The organism is Pseudoroseomonas sp. WGS1072 (genome assembly GCF_049340465.1).
Taxonomy (GTDB): Bacteria; Pseudomonadota; Alphaproteobacteria; order Acetobacterales; family Acetobacteraceae; genus Pseudoroseomonas.
Genome location: NZ_JBMPSU010000001.1, coordinates 2,352,723 through 2,370,365 on the forward strand (window position 1 = coordinate 2,352,723; position 17,643 = coordinate 2,370,365).

Annotated in this window: 16 protein-coding genes; 10 read left to right on the forward strand and 6 right to left on the reverse strand. The window is 73.0% G+C overall.

The window, feature by feature from the left end; all coding sequences use genetic code 11:
* Nucleotide 1: 1 nt before the first annotated feature.
* The 3 genes from ACF3NH_RS11195 to purM form a co-directional block, all read right to left on the reverse strand.
* Nucleotides 2-646: a 50S ribosomal protein L25/general stress protein Ctc gene (locus ACF3NH_RS11195; protein WP_198366318.1), complete on the reverse strand. Its 645-nt coding sequence runs from the start codon at nucleotides 644-646 to the stop codon at nucleotides 2-4.
* A 223-nt stretch (nucleotides 647-869) separates the two neighbouring features.
* A complete protein-coding gene (purN, locus tag ACF3NH_RS11200; protein WP_198366584.1) occupies nucleotides 870-1,475 on the reverse strand; it encodes a phosphoribosylglycinamide formyltransferase in 606 nt (201 codons plus the stop codon).
* A 59-nt stretch (nucleotides 1,476-1,534) separates the two neighbouring features.
* Entirely contained in the window at nucleotides 1,535-2,617 is a 1,083-nt protein-coding gene (gene purM, locus ACF3NH_RS11205; RefSeq protein WP_198366319.1) for a phosphoribosylformylglycinamidine cyclo-ligase, read from the reverse strand.
* Nucleotides 2,618-2,693: 76 nt separating this feature from the next.
* Here purM and ACF3NH_RS11210 point away from each other — a divergent pair, with 76 nt between their 5' ends.
* Genes ACF3NH_RS11210 through ACF3NH_RS11240 form a run of 7 tightly spaced genes read left to right on the forward strand, consistent with a single transcriptional unit; the run spans nucleotide 2,694 to nucleotide 10,358 of the window.
* Nucleotides 2,694-3,548 carry a hypothetical protein gene (locus ACF3NH_RS11210; protein ID WP_422922853.1) on the forward strand — a complete coding sequence of 285 codons (855 nt, stop codon included), beginning with the start codon at nucleotides 2,694-2,696 and terminating at the stop codon, nucleotides 3,546-3,548.
* Nucleotides 3,532-4,161 (forward strand): CDP-alcohol phosphatidyltransferase family protein, encoded by a 630-nt coding sequence (locus ACF3NH_RS11215; protein WP_198366321.1) that lies wholly within the window; start codon nucleotides 3,532-3,534, stop codon nucleotides 4,159-4,161. Before ACF3NH_RS11210 ends, ACF3NH_RS11215 begins: the two co-directional genes overlap by 17 nt.
* Nucleotides 4,162-4,198: 37 nt before the next feature.
* A complete protein-coding gene (locus tag ACF3NH_RS11220) occupies nucleotides 4,199-5,371 on the forward strand; it encodes an AI-2E family transporter (protein ID WP_422922854.1) in 1,173 nt (390 codons plus the stop codon).
* Nucleotides 5,368-6,108 carry an HdaA/DnaA family protein gene (locus ACF3NH_RS11225; RefSeq protein ID WP_422922855.1) on the forward strand — a complete coding sequence of 247 codons (741 nt, stop codon included), beginning with the start codon at nucleotides 5,368-5,370 and terminating at the stop codon, nucleotides 6,106-6,108. The genes ACF3NH_RS11220 and ACF3NH_RS11225 overlap by 4 nt, the downstream gene beginning before the upstream one ends.
* 9 nt (nucleotides 6,109-6,117) lie before the next feature.
* Nucleotides 6,118-8,328 carry an RNA degradosome polyphosphate kinase gene (locus tag ACF3NH_RS11230; protein ID WP_198366323.1) on the forward strand — a complete coding sequence of 737 codons (2,211 nt, stop codon included), beginning with the start codon at nucleotides 6,118-6,120 and terminating at the stop codon, nucleotides 8,326-8,328.
* 55 nt (nucleotides 8,329-8,383) lie between these two features.
* Nucleotides 8,384-9,862, forward strand: a complete 1,479-nt coding sequence (locus tag ACF3NH_RS11235) for a Ppx/GppA family phosphatase (protein WP_198366586.1) — start codon at nucleotides 8,384-8,386, stop codon at nucleotides 9,860-9,862.
* A gap of 19 nt (nucleotides 9,863-9,881) precedes the next feature.
* Complete coding sequence (locus tag ACF3NH_RS11240) at nucleotides 9,882-10,358, forward strand: DUF805 domain-containing protein (RefSeq protein WP_422922857.1); 477 nt, start codon at nucleotides 9,882-9,884, stop codon at nucleotides 10,356-10,358.
* 108 nt (nucleotides 10,359-10,466) lie between these two features.
* Here ACF3NH_RS11240 and rnd read toward each other — a convergent pair whose 3' ends face one another.
* Nucleotides 10,467-11,651, reverse strand: coding sequence for a ribonuclease D (gene rnd / locus ACF3NH_RS11245; protein WP_198366324.1), 1,185 nt, complete (start codon nucleotides 11,649-11,651; stop codon nucleotides 10,467-10,469).
* A gap of 164 nt (nucleotides 11,652-11,815) precedes the next feature.
* Between rnd and aspS the strand changes: the two genes are divergently transcribed.
* Nucleotides 11,816-13,618, forward strand: coding sequence for an aspartate--tRNA ligase (aspS, locus tag ACF3NH_RS11250; RefSeq protein WP_198366325.1), 1,803 nt, complete (start codon nucleotides 11,816-11,818; stop codon nucleotides 13,616-13,618).
* A gap of 92 nt (nucleotides 13,619-13,710) precedes the next feature.
* Entirely contained in the window at nucleotides 13,711-14,595 is an 885-nt protein-coding gene (locus ACF3NH_RS11255) for an EipB family protein (RefSeq protein ID WP_198366326.1), read from the forward strand.
* 37 nt (nucleotides 14,596-14,632) lie between these two features.
* Here the strand turns inward: ACF3NH_RS11255 and ACF3NH_RS11260 are convergent, their stop codons facing one another.
* Nucleotides 14,633-15,643, reverse strand: a complete 1,011-nt coding sequence (locus ACF3NH_RS11260; protein WP_422922860.1) for an asparaginase — start codon at nucleotides 15,641-15,643, stop codon at nucleotides 14,633-14,635.
* Nucleotides 15,644-15,711: 68 nt separating this feature from the next.
* Entirely contained in the window at nucleotides 15,712-17,058 is a 1,347-nt protein-coding gene (locus tag ACF3NH_RS11265) for an MATE family efflux transporter (RefSeq protein ID WP_198366328.1), read from the reverse strand.
* A 198-nt stretch (nucleotides 17,059-17,256) separates the two neighbouring features.
* On the opposite strand from ACF3NH_RS11265, the gene ACF3NH_RS11270 reads away from it, so the two are divergent.
* Complete coding sequence (locus ACF3NH_RS11270) at nucleotides 17,257-17,562, forward strand: hypothetical protein (protein WP_198366329.1); 306 nt, start codon at nucleotides 17,257-17,259, stop codon at nucleotides 17,560-17,562.
* Nucleotides 17,563-17,643: the final 81 nt, after the last annotated feature.

The following is a 17,643-nucleotide window of genomic DNA, read 5'->3' on the forward strand; positions in this document are numbered from 1 at the left end:
CTTACTTCTTGCCCTTGCCCTTGCCCTTGGCCTCGGGGGCCGGCGCGGCGGGGGCCTGGACGATGACCTCTTCCTCGACCGTCGGGGGCGCGATGGTCGCCACGACGAAGTCACGGCCGACGATCACCGGCTTGGTGCCCTTGTGGTCCAGCACGTTGGACCAGCGGAGGCTGTCGCCGATGGCGGCGGCGCCCATGTCGATCTCGAACTGGTCCGGCACCTGGTCGGGATCGGACAGCACCTCGAGCTCGCGGCGGACGACGTTCAGCACGCCGCCTTCCTTGATGCCCGGCGCGGTCTCCTCGTTGAGGAACACGACCGGCACCTTGACGCGGATCAGCTGGCCCGGCGCCAGGCGCTGGAAGTCCACATGCAGCGGGCTGTCCTTCACCGGGTGGAACTGCACGTCGCGCATCAGCGTGCGCACGGTCGGGCCGTTCTTCACCGCCACCTCGTAGAGGTGCGACTGCCAGCCGCCCTTGTGCAGCTCCTTCATCACGTCGCGCGGGTCGAGGGCGATCAGCGTCGCCTCCTCCTTCGCGCCGTAGATGACGGCGGGAACCAGCCCCGCCCTCCGAGTCGCGCGCGCCGCCCCCTTACCGGCCAACTCGCGCGCCTCGGCCTCGATCCGAATCGTCTGGACCATCTGTCCGTGCTCCGCTTGTCTCTCGGGCTCGTCGGGCACCGCGCCGGCTCGCACCGGGGCGCCCCGCCCACCGCTCCCGGACCCATGCCCGAAAACAGTTGCGCCGGCCTCCAGGGGTGCCAGCGCAGCGCGGGCCATTAGGGCATTTCCGACGGGGAGGCAACGGATAGCTGGCATTCGCCGCCGGGGGCCGCCGCTCAGGGCCTTCCGGGACGGGAGCGGCTCAGCCGGGGTTGCGCAGCGCCACGGCACTCGGCGCCGGCGCCGCCTCCAGCCGGGCGAGGCCGCCCTCCAGCCGCACCCGGCCCGCCGCCAGCCAGGCCAGGGCGGCGGGGTAGAGGCGGTGCTCCTCGGCCAGGACGCGGGCGGCGAGCTCGGCCTCGCCGTCGCCGGGCAGAACCGGCACGGCGGCCTGGGCCAGGATCGGTCCCTCATCCACGCCCGGCGTCACCAGATGCACCGTGCAGCCATGCAGGCGGACGCCCGCGGCGAGGGCCCGCGCATGGGTGTCGAGGCCCGGGAAGGCGGGCAGCAGGGAGGGGTGGATGTTCAGCAACCGGCCCTCCCACCGGGCGGTGAAACCCTCGGTCAGCACGCGCATGAAGCCGGCCAGGGCGATCAGCTCCACGCCGTGCTCCGCCAGCACCGCCTCCATCGCCGCCTCGAAGCCGGCGCGGTCGCGGCCGAAGGGGCGGGATTCCACCACCGCCACCGGGATGCCGGCCTCGGCGGCGCGGGCCAGGCCGGCGGCGTCGGCGCGGTTCGACAGCACCAGGGCGATGGTGGCCGGATAGGTCGGGTCGGCGGCGGCGGCGAGCAGGGCGGCCATGTTGCTGCCCCGGCCCGAGATCAGGATCGCGGTGCGGCGCCGCGCGGGGGCGCCGCCGGTCACGGGGTGGACCGGGGGAGGGGCCAGCCGGCCGGCAAATTGTCGATCCGCACCTCGGGCGCCGCGTCCGCCGCACCGGCGGCGATGGCACCGAGGCGGAACACCGTCTCGCCGGCCCCGGCCAGCAGCTCGGTCGCCGCCGCCGCATCGGCCTCGCGCACCACGAGGCACATGCCGATGCCGCAGTTGAAGACGCGCAGCATCTCCTCGGGCGCGACATGGCCCTGGCGCGCCAGCCAGGCGAAGACCGGCGGCACCGTCCAGGCGCCGGCATCCAGCACCGCGACCGTGCCGCGGGGCAGCACGCGCGGCAGGTTGCCGGGCAGGCCGCCGCCGGTGATATGCGCCGCCGCCTTCAGCAGCCCGGCGCGGTGCAGCGCGAGGACCGACTTCACATAGATGCGCGTCGGCGCCAGCAGCGCCTGGCCGACGGTCTGGCCGGCGGCGAAGGGGGCGGGGGTGTCGATGCCCTGGTTGGTCCCGGCCAGCACCCGGCGGACCAGCGAGAAGCCGTTGGAATGCACGCCGGAGGCGGCCAGCCCCAGCACCACGTCGCCGGGGCCGACATCCGGCTTCGGCAGCAGCGCGCCGCGCTCGGCGGCGCCGACCGAGAAGCCGGCGAGGTCGTAGTCGTCCTTGGCGTACATGCCGGGCATCTCGGCCGTTTCGCCGCCGACGAGCGCGCAGCCGGCCTGGCGGCACCCCTCGGCGATGCCGGACACCACGGCGCTGGCCTGCTCCAGCCGCAGCTTGCCGGTGGCGAAGTAGTCGAGGAAGAACAGCGGCTCGGCACCCTGCACGACGAGGTCGTTGACGCACATGGCGACGAGGTCGATGCCCACCGTGTCGTGCAGCCCGGCGTCGATGGCGAGGCGCAGCTTGGTGCCGACGCCGTCGGTCGAGGAGACCAGGACCGGATCGGCGAAGCCCGCCGCCTTCAGGTCGAAGAGCGCGCCGAAGCCGCCGAGGCCCCCCATCGTGCCGCTGCGGTCGGTGGAGCGGGCCAGCGGCTTGATGGCGTCCACGAGGGCATCGCCGGTTTCGATATCCACGCCGGCATCACGGTAGGTCAGACTGGTCATCAGGGGGCCCGATCGGCTATGCGCAAAAGACCCGGACGCAGTCAGACCGCTATGCCGGGCCATCCAAGGGGGCGGAATGCAACACTTTCGGCGTCTCGCCGCAACCATTGTCCTGGGAACCCTGATCGGCGCGGGGATCGGTGCTGCCCCGGCGGGCGCCCAGCTGCCCAATCCGCCTTCTCCCCTGCCGGCGGACACGGCGGCGGCCGGCGCCGCGCCGATGGCCGACCCGATGGCCGCCTACACCCAGCGCGGCGTTCCGGCGGAGGCCACGGCGGAGAACGCCGTGGTGGCCCGCACCCGCGCCATCGCCTCGGCGCAGCGCCTGGCCTATGAGCGGATGGCCAGCGAGCTCGGCCTGCCGCGCGGCGTCAGCGATTCGCAGATCGAAAGCATGGTCAGCAGCATCGTGGTGGAGCAGGAGCGGACCACCCGCACCGGCTATACCGGCCGGCTGACGGTCAACTTCAATCCCAACCGGGCGGGCGGCCCGGGCCGCAGCCTCGCCAGCGGCGGCACCGCCGGCGCGGCCCCGAGCGACGCGGCGCCGCCGGTCATGCCGCACAGCGGCCCGGCCGCCAGCCATATCGAGGCCCGGGCCCGCTTCCTCGGCCTGAGCGAATGGCTGGAGCTGCGCCGCCGGCTGGCCGCCAGCCCGGAGATCGCCTCGGTGCAGATCCAGGCCATCGCGGTGGATGGCGCCCGGCTGCGCATCGGCCTGCGGCAGGGGGCCGAGCAGGCGCAGCAGGCGCTGAACGCCACCGGCTTGGCGCTGGTGCCCCCCGCCGTCACCGTGCCGGCGCGGCCCGCCGGGATGCTGGCCCCCCCGGTGCCGATCGGCGGGGCGGCGCTGCCCGTCCCGGCGGCGCCCGGCGCCACCGCGGGCGGCGCGGCGGGGATGTGGCACATCGGCCTTGCCGGCGGCGCCTGAGCCGGAGCCGCTCCCGCCGGCGGAGACGGGCCGCGGCGGGCCCGGGGAAGGGGCTGCTCCGCCCCGGGACGCCGGCGCCCTCACTCTTCCCAACGCCATCACCCTGGCGCGGCTCTGCGCCGTGCCGGCCGCCGTCTGGCTGATCCTGCACGCGCGGCTGGACATCGCCTTCTACGTCTTCGCCGCCGCCGGCCTGTCGGACGGCATCGACGGCTGGCTGGCGCGGCGCACGAACAGCCGCTCGGCGCTCGGCGCCATGCTCGATCCGGTGGCCGACAAGGCCCTGCTGGTCTGCACCTATGTCACCCTGGCCGTCATCGGCGTGCTGCCGGACTGGCTGGCCATCCTGGTGGTGTTCCGCGACGTGCTGATCCTGGGCGGCGTCGCCCTGCTCAGCCTGCTCGGCCCGCCGCCGGCGATCCGGCCGTTGCTGATCTCGAAGGTCAATACCCTGGGGCAGATCCTGCTCGCCGGGCTGGCCCTTTTCCTGCATGGCTTCGGCCTGCCGGCGCCGGGCCTGCTGCTGGTCGCGTGCTGGCTGGTGGCCGGGCTGACGCTCGCCTCCGGCATCGCCTATCTCCTCAACGCCCTGCGACCCGGAGCGCCCCCGTGAGAGTGCCGCCTCAGAGTGTCACCGCGAGGCCGTCGCCGTGAAGCTGCCGCCCGCCGTGCCCCCCATCTCGCCCCCGGACCTGCGGCAGCCGCCGCGCCTGACGACGCCCCCGCCGGCGCCGGCGGGGCCACGCAGCGCCACGCGCAACCAGCGCCTCGGCCTGGTGCTGGGCCTGCTGGCGGCGGGGCTGTTCCTGCTCTGGCTGTTCTCGGCCATCCTGACGCCGTTCGTCCTGGCCGGCTGCATCGCCTATTTCCTGGACCCGGTGGCGACGCGCATGGCGCGCCTCGGCCTGCCGCGCGGCTTCGCCTCGCTGCTGCTCATCGCCGGGCTGATGGCCCTGGCGCTGCTCGGCCTGCTGCTGCTCTATCCGCTGATCATCGGCCAGGTCGGCACCCTGCTGGCGCGGCTGCCGAGCTACATCGCCGGCGTCGGCGCCGCGGCGCAGGAGGCGATGACGGCGCTGGAGACGCGGTTCGGGCCGGAGGTCTTCGACGCCCGGCTGCGCGACCTCGCGGTCAGCCAGCTCGGCGCCATTCTCTCCTATCTCGGCACGGCGGCGACGCGGCTGATCGGCGGCGGCTATGCCCTGGTCAATGTCTTCACCCTGGTGGTGGTGACGCCGGTGGTCGCCTTCTACCTGCTGCGCGACTGGCCGCGCATCATGCTGCGTCTCGAGAGCTGGCTGCCGCGCCGCTCCGCCGCCACCCTGCGCCAGCTGGCCATGGACACCGACCGCGTACTCTCCGCCTGGCTGCGCGGGCAGCTGATCTGCTGCGCCCTGCTCGCCGCCTACTACGCCATGGCGCTCTCCGCCGTCGGGCTGGAGCTCGGGCTGATGGTCGGGCTGGCGGCGGGCTTCCTGACCTTCATCCCCTATGTCGGCTCGATGACCGGCCTGGCCGCCGCGCTGCTGCTGGCGGTCGGCCAGTTCGGCACCTGGAACGGGGTCGGCCTGGTGGCGGCGGTCTTCGTCACCGGGCAGATCGTCGAGGGCTATATCATCTATCCCAGGCTGCTGGGCGACCGGGTGGAGCTGCACGCGGTCTGGGTGATCTTCGCCCTTTTCGCCGGCGGCGTCGCCTTCGGCTTCCTGGGCGTGCTCCTGGCGGTGCCGATGGCGGCGACGCTCGGCGTGCTGGCGCGCTACTGGCTGCGGCGGTATCTGGAAAGTCCGCTCTACCTGGACCCGCCCCGCACCGGCCCGTGATGTCCGCCCCCGGCCATACCCCGACCCGCCAGCTGGCCCTGCCGCTGGATCTGCCGCAGGCCTTCCGCGGCGAGCTGCTGGCCGATCCCTCCAATGCCACGGCGCGCGCCTGGCTGGCGCGCCACGAGGCCTGGCCGGCCGGGCGGCTGGCGGTCTTCGGGCCCGAGGGGGTGGGCAAGTCGCACCTGCTGCGGCGGGTGGCGGCGGAGCGCGGCTGGCGGCTGCTGCAGGGCCCGCTGCTGCGCGGCGTGCCCGAGCCGGCCCCCAGCGTGCTGGACGATGCCGACTGCGTGGCCGAGGAGACGGCGCTGTTCCATCTGATCAACGCCTGCGCGGCGCAGGGCCTGCCGCTGCTGCTGGCCGGCCGCGCGCCGCCGGCCCGCTGGGCGGTGGCGCTGCCCGACCTGCGCTCGCGGCTGCGCGCCACCACCGCGGCCGGCATCGGCGAGCCGTCGGACGCCCTGCTGGCGACCCTGCTGGCGCGGCATTTCGCCGAGCGCCAGCTGCGCGTGCCCGAGGCGGTGCAGGACTGGCTGCTGGCCCGCCTGCCGCGCGAGGCCGCGGCCATCGCCGCCGCCGCCGCCCGGCTGGACCGCGCCGCCCTGGCCGCCGGGGGCGCCGTGACCCGGGCCCTGGCCCGCGCCGCGCTCGCCGACTGGCCCGGCTTCGAGCCTCTCGATGACGTTTCCATGGAATCCGGCGAGGCCGGCTCCCTCGACACGCCGGCGCTGTTGTAGTCTCGCCCCATGGACGCCCCAGACGCCACCCTCCCCGCTGATGCGGAACCGCCCGCCGAGGCCGCCGCCATCGCCACCTCGCCCGAGCGGTTCATCAACCGCGAGCTCTCCTGGCTGGACTTCAACGCCCGGGTGCTGGAGGAGGCGGCCAATCCGCAGCACCCGCTGCTGGAACGGCTGCGCTTCGTCGCCATCTCGGCCTCGAACCTGGACGAGTTCTATTCGGTGCGCGTCGCCGGGCTGGTCGGGCAGGAGCGCTCGGGCATCTTGCCGGCTTCCCCGGACGGGCTGACGCCGGGCCAGCAGCTGGTCGCCATCCATGCCCGCGCCGCGGCGCTGATCGACGAGCAGCAGGCGACCTGGCGCGAGCTGCGCGCCCGCATCCGCGAGGCGGGCATCAGCGTCGCCGGCATCGAGGAGCTGTCGGAAGCGGACCGCGCCTGGCTCGAGAGCTGGTTCCTGGAGCGCGTCTTCCCGGTGCTGACGCCGCTGGCCGTCGATCCGGCGCATCCCTTTCCCTTCATCAGCAACCTGGCGCTCTGCATGGTGCTGAAGCTGGTGCGGGAGGAGGATGGCGGCACCATGCGCGCCCTGCTGCCGCTGCCCCCGCAGATCGAGCGCTTCGTCCGCCTGCCGCCGGCCGATGACGCGCCGCAGATCACCCCCGGCACCGGGCCGATCCGCTTCGTCGTGCTCGAGGACCTGATCACCCTCTTCCTGCCGCGCCTCTTCCCAGGCTTCATCAATGCCGAGCAGGGGCTGTTCCGGCTGATCCGCGACACCGACGTGGAATTCGAGGAGGAGGCGGAGGATCTGGTCCGCTCCTATGAGAGCGCGCTGAAGCGGCGCCGGCGCGGCCGCGCCATCCAGCTCTCGGTCGATGCCGGCATGCCGGCTGATCTGGTGGATTTCGTGGTCGAGGAGCTGGACGCGCCGCGCGCCGAGATCTTCGTCGTCGACGGGCTGCTCGGCATGGCCGACCTCAAGCAGCTGATCGTCGACGACCGGCCCGATCTGCTGTTCACGCCCTATACGCCGCGCTTCCCCGAGCGCATCCTGGATTTCGGCGGCGACTGCTTCGCGGCGATCCGCGCCAAGGACATCGTCGTCCACCACCCCTACGAATCCTTCGATGTGGTGGTGCAGTTCCTGCGGCAGGCGGCGCGCGACCCGAATGTCGTGGCCATCAAGCAGACGCTCTACCGCACCAGCCGCGTCAGCCCGATCGCCCGCGCGTTGATCGAGGCGGCCGAGATGGGCAAGTCCGTCACCGCCATGGTGGAGCTGAAGGCCCGCTTCGACGAGGAGCGCAACATCGCGCTGGCGCGCGAGCTGGAGGCGGCCGGGGTGCAGGTCGTCTATGGCTTCGTCGATCTCAAGACCCATGCCAAGGTCAGCCTGGTGGTGCGGCGCGAGGGCGGCTCGCTGCGCTCCTACGCGCATTTCGGCACCGGCAACTACCACCCCGTCACGGCGCGCATCTACACCGACCTCAGCTACTTCACCGCCGACCCGGCGCTGACGCGGGACGCGCAGAAGCTGTTCAACTACATGACCGGCTACGCCCGCCCCGAGACGATGGAGAAGCTGGCCTTCTCGCCGCTGACCATCCGCCCCTCGATCCTCGGCCTGATCGAGCAGGAGATCGCCTTCGCGCGGGAGGGCAAGGCGGCGCAGATCTGGCTCAAGATGAACTCCCTGGTCGACCAGCAGCTGATCGACGCGCTGTACCGCGCCAGCCAGGCGGGGGTCAGGATCGACTGCGTGGTGCGCGGCATCTGCTGCCTGCGCCCCGGCGTGCCGGGCCTCTCCACCAATATCCGGGTGAAGTCGATCGTCGGCCGCTTCCTGGAGCATTCGCGCATCCTGGTCTTCGGCAATGGCCACCGGCTGCCCTCGCGCCGGGCGCGGGTCTTCATCTCCTCGGCCGACTGGATGGCGCGCAACATGGACTGGCGGGTCGAGACCATGGTGCCGGTCGAGAACGCGACCGTGCATGCGCAGATCCTCGATCAGATCATGGTGACCAATCTGCGGGACACCGAGCAATCCTGGCAGCTGAGGCCGGACGGTTCCTGGCGGCGCCTGCATCCGGGGGCGCAACCGGTGTCCGCCCACGAGTATTTCATGACCAACCCGTCGCTGTCCGGCCGGGGCAGCGCCCTGCAGCGGACCGCCGCCCGCGCGCGCCGGCGGCAGGACCGTGTCTCCCAGGACTGACTCCACAGAAGGAAGCCCGCGTTTGGATCTGCCGCATATCGCCGCCGCCGTGGGAATGGGGCCGGATGCCCGCTGCGGCATCGTCGACCTTGGCTCGAATTCCGTGCGTCTGGTGGTCTTCGAGGGGCGCGGGCGGAACCCGGCCGCCATCTTCAACGAGAAGGCGGTCCTGGGTCTCGGCCGGGGGTTGCAGACCACGGGGCGGCTGAACGAGGAGGCGGTGCCGCAGGCGCTGATGGTGCTGGAGCGTTACCACGCCGTGGCGCGCGCCATGGGGGCGGCGCCGCTGGAGGTGCTGGCCACCGCCGCGGTGCGCGATGCCGAGAACGGTCCCGCCTTCGCCGCCGCCCTGGCCGAGCGGATGCCGGGCGTGCCGGTCAAGATCCTGAACGGGCAGGAGGAGGCGGCCTATTCCGCCGAGGGGGTGCTGCTGGGCTTTCCCCAGGCGGACGGCATCCTGGGCGATCTCGGCGGCGGCTCGCTGGAGGTGGTGGAGCTGACCCAGGGCCGCGCCGGGGCCAGCGAGTCCCTGCCGCTCGGCGCCATCCGCCTCTCCGACCGCGCCGGCGGCGATGTCGGCCGGGCGCGCGGCATCGCCGAGGCCGAGCTGGGCCGGCTGCCCTGGCTGGCGCATGGCAAGGACCGCGACCTTTACCTGGTGGGCGGCGCCTGGCGCGCGCTGGCCAAGATCCACATCGCGCAGACCTCCTATCCGCTGTCCATCGTGCATCATTACGTGCTGCGGCGGGAGGAGGCGCGCGACCTCTGCGGCCTGGTGGCGGCGGCGACGCGGCGGACCCTCGAGAAGCTGCCCGGGGTTCCCTCCAAGCGGCTCCAGGACCTGCCCTTCGCCGCCGTGGCGCTGCGCCGCCTGCTGCGCGCCACCGGCGCCTGCCGCGTCGTCTTCAGCGCCAACGGGCTGCGGGAAGGCTGGTATGCCCGCCACCTGGCGCCCGAGGTGCGGCGCGAGGACCCGCTGCTGGCCGCCGGGCGCGAGATGGCGGCGCGCTACGGGCGCGACACGGCCCTGCCCCTCGCGCTCGCCGCCTGGACCGCGCCGCTCTTCCCCGAGGAGCGCCCGGCCGAGGCGGCGCTGCGCGAGGCCGCCTGCTGGCTGTCCGACATCGGCAGCCACGACCATCCGGACTATCGCGCCGAGCAATCCTTCCTGCGCGTGCTGCGCCAGCCGGGCATCGGCCTCGACCACCACGAGCGCGCCTTTCTCGCCCTGGTGGTGGCGCTGCGCTACGAGCCCGAGCTGGCCGCCCCCTGGCTGGCCACGGCGCGCATCCTGCTGGACAGCGTGACGCTGCGCCGGGCGGAGGTGCTGGGGGCGGCGCTGCGCCTCGCCTATACGCTTTCGGGCGGCACGCCGGCGCTGCTGGGCGAGGCGCGGCTGGAGATGACCGGCGAGGAGCTTCGCCTGCGGCTGGTGCAGGGGGGTGGCGTCTTCGCCGGGGACAGTGTGCAACGCCGCGTCGAGGCCCTGGCGGCGGCGCTCGGCCTGACCGCGGTGGTGGAACTGGCGGCCTGAGGCGCGGGCGGAGGGCGTCATGATGGCGCGGATCGGCCGGGGGCTCGGAGGGGCGCTCGGAGACTGGATCAGCTTCCGGGGCCGGATCCCGCTCGGCCGCTACTGGCTGACCTATGTGCTGCCCCTGACCGCGCTCCAGCTCGCCGCCATCCTGGCCGATATCCTGCTGTTCGGCTGGAACGTGCGGAGCCTGGGGCCGGAGATCGTGCCGACGGCCCGTGCGGCGCTGGAGGGGACCTATCGGCTCCACGCCACCACGCTGACGCTGCAAGGACCCCTCTCGGGTCTCTGGTGGTGGGTCTCGCTGGTGCCCGGCTTCGCCGGCATGACGAAGCGCTGGCACGACCGTGGCGCCAGCGGCTGGTGGAGCCTGCTGTTGCTGGTGCCGGTGCTGGGCTGGATCTGGGTCTTCGTCAGCCTGTTCTGCCGCGATGGCCAGCGCGGCCCCAACCGCTATGGGCCCGACCCTCTGGAGCCGGCGCCGCCGGCGGCCTGACGGATTCCCCCCTCACGGCCGAGGCCCCGCGGCAGTCCCGGCCTGGAGCGTCTGTTTTTCTCGAGCGTCCTCACCCGATCCGGTGATTCCACCGGATCGGGTTCCGCTCTAGCTCGGGATCAGCTTGACCTTGCGGCCCTCGACGCCCAGGGCCAGCCGCCCGCTCTTCAGCGACACCGCCGCCTGGCCGAAGATCTGGCGCCGCCAGCCATGCAGGGCGGGGATCTGCGGCTCCGCCTCGGTGGCCAGCCGCTCCAGCTCGTCGCTGCTGGCGATCAGGCGCGGGGCGACATGATGCTCCTCGGCCTTGGCCGCCAGCAGGACCTTGAGCAGCGCGATCAGCGCCGGCGAGGCCGGCGGACCCTGGCGGTTGTCGCGCTGCGCCTCGGGCAGTTGGGCCTCCGGCAAATCGCGGGCCGCGGCCAGCGCGGCCAGCAGACCGGCCCCGGCCTTGCCGTCGGCGAAGCCCTTGCTGATGCCCCGCGCGCGGGACAGTTCGGCGGGGGAGGCGGGGCTGGTGGCGGCGATCTCCAGCAAGGTCTCGTCCCGCACCAGCCGCTGGCGCGGGATGTTCACCCGCTGGGCCTCCCGCTCGCGCCAGGCGGCGGCGGCGCGCACGGCGGCGAGGAAGCGGCGGTTGCCGCTGCGGGGCTTCAGCCGTTCCCAGGCGCTCTCCGGGTCCTGGCGGTAGGTGGCGGGGTCGGTCAGCTCCGCCATCTCCTCGGCCACCCAGGAGAGCCGGCCCTCCTCGGTCAGGCGCTCGACCAGCGCCGTATAGACCCGGCGGAGGTGGGTGACATCGGCCGCCGCATAGGCGATCTGCGCGGCGGAGAGGGGGCGCGCCGACCAGTCGGAGAAGCGGTGCGCCTTGTCGATCGAGGCATTGGCGAGGCCGCGCACCAGGCTGTCATAGCTCGCCTGGTCGCCGAAGCCGGCCACCATGGCGGCGATCTGCGTGTCGAAGAGGGGGCGGGGCGGGGCGCCGAAGCGGAGGATGCAGATCTCCACATCCTGCCGCGCCGCGTGGAACACTTTCGTGACCTTCGGATCGGCCAGGAGCTCGCCGAGGGGGGCGAGGTCCAGCCCCTCGGCCTGGGCGTCGATCACGGCGACATCCCGGGCGCCGCCGAGCTGCACGACGCAGAGCTCCGGCCAATAGGTCTTCTCCCGCATGAATTCGGTGTCGACCGTGACGAAGGGCTCCTCGCGCAGGCGCGCGCAGAGCGCGGCGAGGTCCTCGGTACGGGTGATCAGGACGGGGTCGGCGTCCTGGGCCTGGCTGCGTCGGCTCATTGTCAGCGTTCTAGCGAAGCGCGCGGGCGGCGCAAAGTCCGGCCCTGGCCGGACCGATTCGCCAGGCGGCGCAACTCGCCCTTGACAGGGGGCCGCCCGGCGCCCCTTCTGCGGCCCTTTCCGACTGACGCCGCGTCCTTATCCAGCCTGGGGTTTACCGACCGATGCACGCCTACCGCACCCACACCTGCGGCGCGCTGCGCGCCAGCGACGCGGGGCAGACCGCCCGCCTTTCCGGCTGGGTGCACCGCAAGCGCGACCATGGCGGGCTGCTGTTCATCGACCTGCGCGACCATTACGGCATGACCCAGTGCGTCTTTCCCTCCGGCTCGGAAGTCTTCGCGGCGGCCGACGCGGTGCGGCCCGAGAGCGTGATCACCGTCACCGGCGAGGTGGTGGCGCGCGAGGCGGGCACGGTGAACGACAGGCTGCCGACCGGCGCCATCGAGCTGCGGGTGAAGGCGCTGGAGGTGCAGAGCCCGGCCGAGGTGCTGCCGATCCAGGTGGCGGGCGAGCAGGAGTTCCCCGAGGAGCTGCGGCTGAAGTACCGCTTCCTCGACCTGCGGCGGGAGAAGCAGCACCGCAACATGATGCTGCGGGCGGGCGTCATCGCCTCGATCCGGCGGCGGATGATCGAGCAGGGCTTCACCGAGTTCCAGACGCCGATCCTGACCGCCAGCAGCCCGGAGGGCGCGCGCGACTTCCTGGTGCCTTCGCGGAACCACCCCGGCACCTTCTACGCCCTGCCGCAGGCGCCGCAGCAGTTCAAGCAGCTGGCGATGGTGGCGGGCTTCGACCGCTACTTCCAGATCGCGCCCTGCTTCCGCGACGAGGCCTCCCGCGCCGACCGCAGCCCGGGCGAGTTCTACCAGCTCGACTTCGAGATGAGCTTCGTCACCCAGGAGGACGTCTTCGCGGCGATCGAGCCGGTGATGCAGGGCGTGTTCGAGGAGTTCGGCGGCGGGCGCAAGGTGACGCAGGCGCCGTTTCCGCGCATCGCCTATGACACCGCCATGCTGGATTACGGCTCCGACAAGCCCGACCTGCGCAACCCGCTGAAGATCACCGACGTCACCGAGAGCTTCCGCGAATCCGGCTTCGGCCTCTTCGCCAGGGTGGTGGCCTCGGGCGGCATCGTCCGCGCCATTCCGGCCCCGGGCGCCGCCGCCAACCCGCGCGGCTTCTTCGACAAGCTGAACGAGTGGGCGCGCGCCGAGGGCGCCGGCGGCCTCGGCTACATCCAGTTCGCCGAGGACGGGCCGAAGGGCCCGATCGCCAAGAACCTGGAAGCCGACCGCGTCGAGGCGATCCGGAGCGCCTGCGGCCTGAAGCCGGGCGATGCCGTCTTCTTCGCCGCCGGCAAGGCGGACGAGACGCCGAAATTCGCCGGCAAGGTGCGGACGAAGCTGGGCGAGGAGCTGAAGCTGATCGAGGAGGGCGAGTTCCGCTTCTGCTGGATCGTCGACTTCCCGATGTACGAGCTGAACGAGGAAACCGGGCGGGTCGATTTCAGCCACAACCCCTTCTCCATGCCGCAGGGCGGGCTGGAGGCGCTGAACACGATGGACCCGCTGGAGATCAAGGCCTTCCAGTACGACATCGTCTGCAACGGCATCGAGCTCTCCTCCGGCGCCATCCGCAATCACCGCCCCGACATCATGGTCCGCGCCTTCGAGATCGCCGGCTACACGGCGGCCGATGTCGAGGCCCGCTTCGGCGGCATGCTGAACGCCTTCCGCTACGGGGCGCCGCCGCATGGCGGCTCGGCCCCCGGCATCGACCGCATGGTGATGCTGCTGGCCGACGAGCCGAACATCCGCGAGGTCATCCTGTTTCCGCTGAACCAGCAGGGGCAGGACCTGATGATGGGCGCGCCCTCGCCGGTCGAGCCGGCGCGGCTTAAAGAACTGTCCATCAAGCTCGATCTGCCGCCGGCCAAGGGTGCCGCGGTGCCGAAGGCTTCCTAACTCTGCATGACGCCCGCGCGGCACCCGCCGCGTGGCCTGCCTGACGATGCCCGGCGGCACCCCCGCCGGGCCAGCCCGAGAAGGACTTGCAGATGCGGCTGAGCGACGCCCTGGCCGGGGCCACCTTCCTCTCCGCCCCCGTCTCCGCCCCGGCCTTGCTGGCCCTGGCGCTGGCGGCCCTGCCCGCGGCCCCCGCGGCGGCGCAGCCACCGGCCGTGGCGGCCGCCGCCGCCGCTCTGCCCGGCAGTGAGGCCATGGCGCCGCACCGTGCCGCCTACCGCCTGTCGCTCGACAGGGCGCGGCAGGGGAGGGAGGTGGTGCAGGCCGATGGCGCCATGCTCTTCGAGGTGCTGGACGCCTGCGACGGCTGGACCACGCGCCAGCGCCTGCAGCTCACGGTGATCGACCGCGCCGGCCAGACGGTGGAGACCGCCTCCGACTACTCCACCTGGGAGAGCAAGGATGGCCGGCGCCTGCGCTACACCCTGACGCAGTCGGCGCAGGGGGCGGTGACGCAGCGCATTTCCGGCGAGGCCGAGCTGGACGGCGAGAAGGGGGGCACCGCCCGCTACGAATCGCCGGCCGCGCAGCAGGTGGCGCTGCCCCCCGGCACGCTGCTGCCCATGTCGCACACCATCCGGGCGCTCGAGATGGCGCGCTCAGGCCAACGGATGCTGGTGGCGCCGCTCTTCGATGGCACCAGCGAGGACGGCGCGCAGGACAGCACCACCCTGCTCTCGCCCTGGACGAAGCCGCTCGCCGAGCCGCGCTTCGCCCTGCTGAAGGGCCAGGACAGCGCCCGGATGCGCATCGCCTTCTTCTCCCGCGAGGCGGCGGCAGGCGCCAGCGCGCCGGAATACGAGGTCGGGCTGCGCTACTTCGCCAATGGCGTGGCCGACGAGATGAAGATGGATTTCGGCGACTTCGCCGTGGACGCGCTGATGCAGAGCCTGGACCCGGTGCCGGCCGCCTGCTGAGGTCCGGCGCCGGGGAGCCCCCGACACCCTGGCGCCTTCAGTAGGTCGCGAAGATCCGCTCGATCTCCGCCGGGTCGCGCGTCACGGTCAGCGCATAGGCCAGCAGGATACGCGCCTTCTGCGGCGTCAGGTTGTCGGCCGCCAGGATGCCGCCCTCGCGCATCCTGTGGCCGCGCACCACGCGGCCGCTGCCGACACGGGTGGATTGCACCACGGCCACGCCCTCCTTCACCGCCTCGGCCAGCGCCTCGGCCTCGGCCGGGGTGGGCGCGCCCGGCGCGAAGCCGGCGCTGACGATGCCCCGGGCGCCGGCCGCCACGAAGGCGCGGATCGCCGTGCCGTCGGCATCGGCGTGGGAATAGGCGATGTCCACCCGCGGCAGGGCGGCCAGGCCCGCCAGGTCGAATTCGGTGTCCGGCGCGGCGCGGCGCAGCGGCTTGCGGTAGAACACCACCCGGTCGCCATCCGCCTGGCCGAGGGCGCCGAAATCCGGGGTGCGGAAGGTCTGCATCCGCCAGGTCGAGGTCTTGGAGACGTCGCGCGCGGCGTGGATCTCGTCGTTCAGCAGGGTCAGCACGCCGAGGCCGCGCGCCTCCGGGCTGGCCGCGGTGCGGACGGCATTCAGCAGGTTCATCGGCATGTCGGTGGAGAGGCCGGAGGCCGGGCGTTGCGCGCCGACCATGACCACCGGCACCGCGACCCGGAGGCCGAGGGAGAGGGCATAGGCGGTCTCCTCCAGCGAGGAGGTGCCATGGCCGATGACGATGCCGGCGAGGTCCGGGATCTCGGCCACGGCGCGGGCGCATTCCCGCGCCATGCCCTGCCACTCGCGGAAGCCGATCCGGCTGGAGATCAGGGCGCTGAAGGGGCGGGCCACCACCTCGGCGACCATGGCGAGTTCCGGCACCCGCGCCAGGATCTCCTCCGCCCCCATGACCTTGCCGAGCACGCCGTAGTCCTGGATGTCCAGCGGATCGCGGCCGAGCGAGGCCATGGTGCCGCCGGTGCCGATGAAGGCGACCTTGGGCTTGGGGGCGGTAGCGGTCATATCCGGCATCCTGGCTGCGGAGACAGAGCCAAGCTGTAGGCCGGACGGGGCGGGGCCGGAAGAGGGCGTCAGGCCGGGCGCGGTGCCAGGTGGCGGGCCCGCAGGCCGCCCCGCCGCGCCATGCGGGACCAGCGCAGCGTCATCAGCACCGCCACCATCGCCAGCCCCGAGGCCAGGCCGATCCAGACGCCGAGCGGCCCCCAGCCGGCGGGGAAGCCGAGGCCGAGGCCGATCGGCAGGCCCAGCCCCCAGTAGCCGAGGGCGGCGAAGAGCATCGGCATGCGGGTGTCCTTCAGCCCGCGCAGGGCTCCGGCGGCCACGGCCTGCACCCCGTCGGCCAGCTGGAACAGGCCGGCCATCATCAGCAGGGTGACGGCGAGGGCGCGCGTCTCCGCCAGATCGGCGGCGAGGAAGAGGCCGGCGATGGCCTCCGGCAACGTCAGCAGCAGCAGCGCCGTCAGCACCATGAAGCCGGCGCCGAGGCCGATGGCGGTCCAGCCGGCGCGCCAGGCCCCCGCGGCGTCGCCGGCCCCGGTGGCGAGGCCGACGCGGGCCGTGGCGGCCTGCCCGATGCCCATCGGCACCATGAAGCAGGCGCTGGCCACCTGCAGCGCCACGGCATGCGCCGCCACGGCGCGCGGGCTGAACCAGCCCATCACCAGCGCGGTGGCGCTGAAGATGCCGATCTCGAGCAGCATCGAGCCGGCGATGGGCAGGCCGACCAGCACGATCTCGCGCATGCGTCGCCAGTCGGCGCGCCAGAAGCGGCCCGCGAGGCGGAAGCGCGACAGCCGCCGGTCCAGGCCGATCCAGAGCGCCAGGCCCAGGAACATGCTGGCATTGGCGGTGGCCGAGGCGATGCCGGCGCCGAGCACGCCGAGCGCCGGCATGCCGAGGCCGCCGGCGACCAGCCCGTAGTCGAGCAGGCCGTTGAGCAGGATCGCGGCACCGGAGATCCAGAGCGCCGGCGCCGGCCGCTGCAGCGCCGCCAGGAAGCCGCGCAGCAGCATGAAGCCGAAGAAGAAGGGCATGCCCCAGAGGAAGGCGCGGTTGTAGATCTGGGCCGCGGCGGCCAGGTCCGGGTCCTGTCCGCTGGCCAGCAGGATGGCGCCCGTGTGCCAGAGGCCGAAGCCAAGCAGGACGAAGATCGGCACGATCAGCCAGAAGGCCTGACGGACGGTGCGCCGCATCTCCCGCATATGCCGCGTCACCCGCCCGCGCTCCTGCGCCAGCATGGCCGAGGCGGCGAAGGCGAGGCCGAAGGGCAGCGACATGGCGATGAAGTAGAGGTTGCCGCCGAGCGTGGCCGCGGCGAGCGGGATCTCGCCCAGCTGGCCCAGGAAGAAGGTGTCGGTGAGCACCAGCGCGATCTGCGACAGGTTGGTCAGCGCCAGGGGCCAGGCCAGCGCCAGCATGGCGCGGGCCTCTCCCGCCCAGCTGTCGCGCGGGCGGGGGGGCTTCGGAGTCGTCTGCATAATGCGTGGGCGAGTAGCACAGGATTGAGGCGAAGGCTCGCGACGTTCCCGTGTCCATGGCGAAGGCAGCCCCTGTCGTGCCTGCGGCGTTAGCCTGTGATCGTGGGCTTCCCCGACGGCCAGAAGGAGACACCGAACATGACCGAGAGCGAACTGCTGACGAAGGATTTCCTCAGGGCCGCTGGCGACGAGTTGGCGCGGACCGGCTTCCTGACCGACGAGCATGACTTCGTCCCGCCCGGCGCGCATGTGGCGGGGCATTGCGGCGCCCTGCAGGACGCGCTGCGCGAGGCCGGCAACCCCGTCCGGCTGGAGGAGGTGCCGATCAAGCATCTCTCGCGCGGGCTGTTGGTCTGCCTCTATGACGCCGGGCGCTTCCCCCGCAGGGCGGAGGCCTATCAGGCCATCCATACCTGGCTCGACACGCGCTACGAGCAGTCCTGAGGCACCCGCGCCGCGCCGGGGCTCCCCGGTCCCGCCGGCGATGCTCTAGCCTGCGCCACACGACCGCCCCCGGAGAGGCGG

Excerpts from the sequence above, each read along its gene's own strand:
- ACF3NH_RS11195 (WP_198366318.1), bottom strand. The coding sequence starts at position 646 with ATGGTCCAGACGATTCGGATCGAGGCCGAGGCGCGCGAGTTGGCCGGT.
- purN (WP_198366584.1), bottom strand. The coding sequence starts at position 1,475 with ATGGCCGCCCTGCTCGCCGCCGCCGCCGACCCGACCTATCCGGCCACC.
- purM (WP_198366319.1), bottom strand. The coding sequence starts at position 2,617 with ATGACCAGTCTGACCTACCGTGATGCCGGCGTGGATATCGAAACCGGC.
- ACF3NH_RS11210 (WP_422922853.1), top strand. The coding sequence starts at position 2,694 with ATGCAACACTTTCGGCGTCTCGCCGCAACCATTGTCCTGGGAACCCTG.
- ACF3NH_RS11230 (WP_198366323.1), top strand. The coding sequence starts at position 6,118 with ATGGACGCCCCAGACGCCACCCTCCCCGCTGATGCGGAACCGCCCGCC.
- ACF3NH_RS11235 (WP_198366586.1), top strand. The coding sequence starts at position 8,384 with ATGGGGCCGGATGCCCGCTGCGGCATCGTCGACCTTGGCTCGAATTCC.
- ACF3NH_RS11240 (WP_422922857.1), top strand. The coding sequence starts at position 9,882 with ATGATGGCGCGGATCGGCCGGGGGCTCGGAGGGGCGCTCGGAGACTGG.
- rnd (WP_198366324.1), bottom strand. The coding sequence starts at position 11,651 with ATGAGCCGACGCAGCCAGGCCCAGGACGCCGACCCCGTCCTGATCACC.
- aspS (WP_198366325.1), top strand. The coding sequence starts at position 11,816 with ATGCACGCCTACCGCACCCACACCTGCGGCGCGCTGCGCGCCAGCGAC.
- ACF3NH_RS11255 (WP_198366326.1), top strand. The coding sequence starts at position 13,711 with ATGCGGCTGAGCGACGCCCTGGCCGGGGCCACCTTCCTCTCCGCCCCC.
- ACF3NH_RS11260 (WP_422922860.1), bottom strand. The coding sequence starts at position 15,643 with ATGACCGCTACCGCCCCCAAGCCCAAGGTCGCCTTCATCGGCACCGGC.
- ACF3NH_RS11265 (WP_198366328.1), bottom strand. The coding sequence starts at position 17,058 with ATGCTGGCGCTGGCCTGGCCCCTGGCGCTGACCAACCTGTCGCAGATC.
- ACF3NH_RS11270 (WP_198366329.1), top strand. The coding sequence starts at position 17,257 with ATGACCGAGAGCGAACTGCTGACGAAGGATTTCCTCAGGGCCGCTGGC.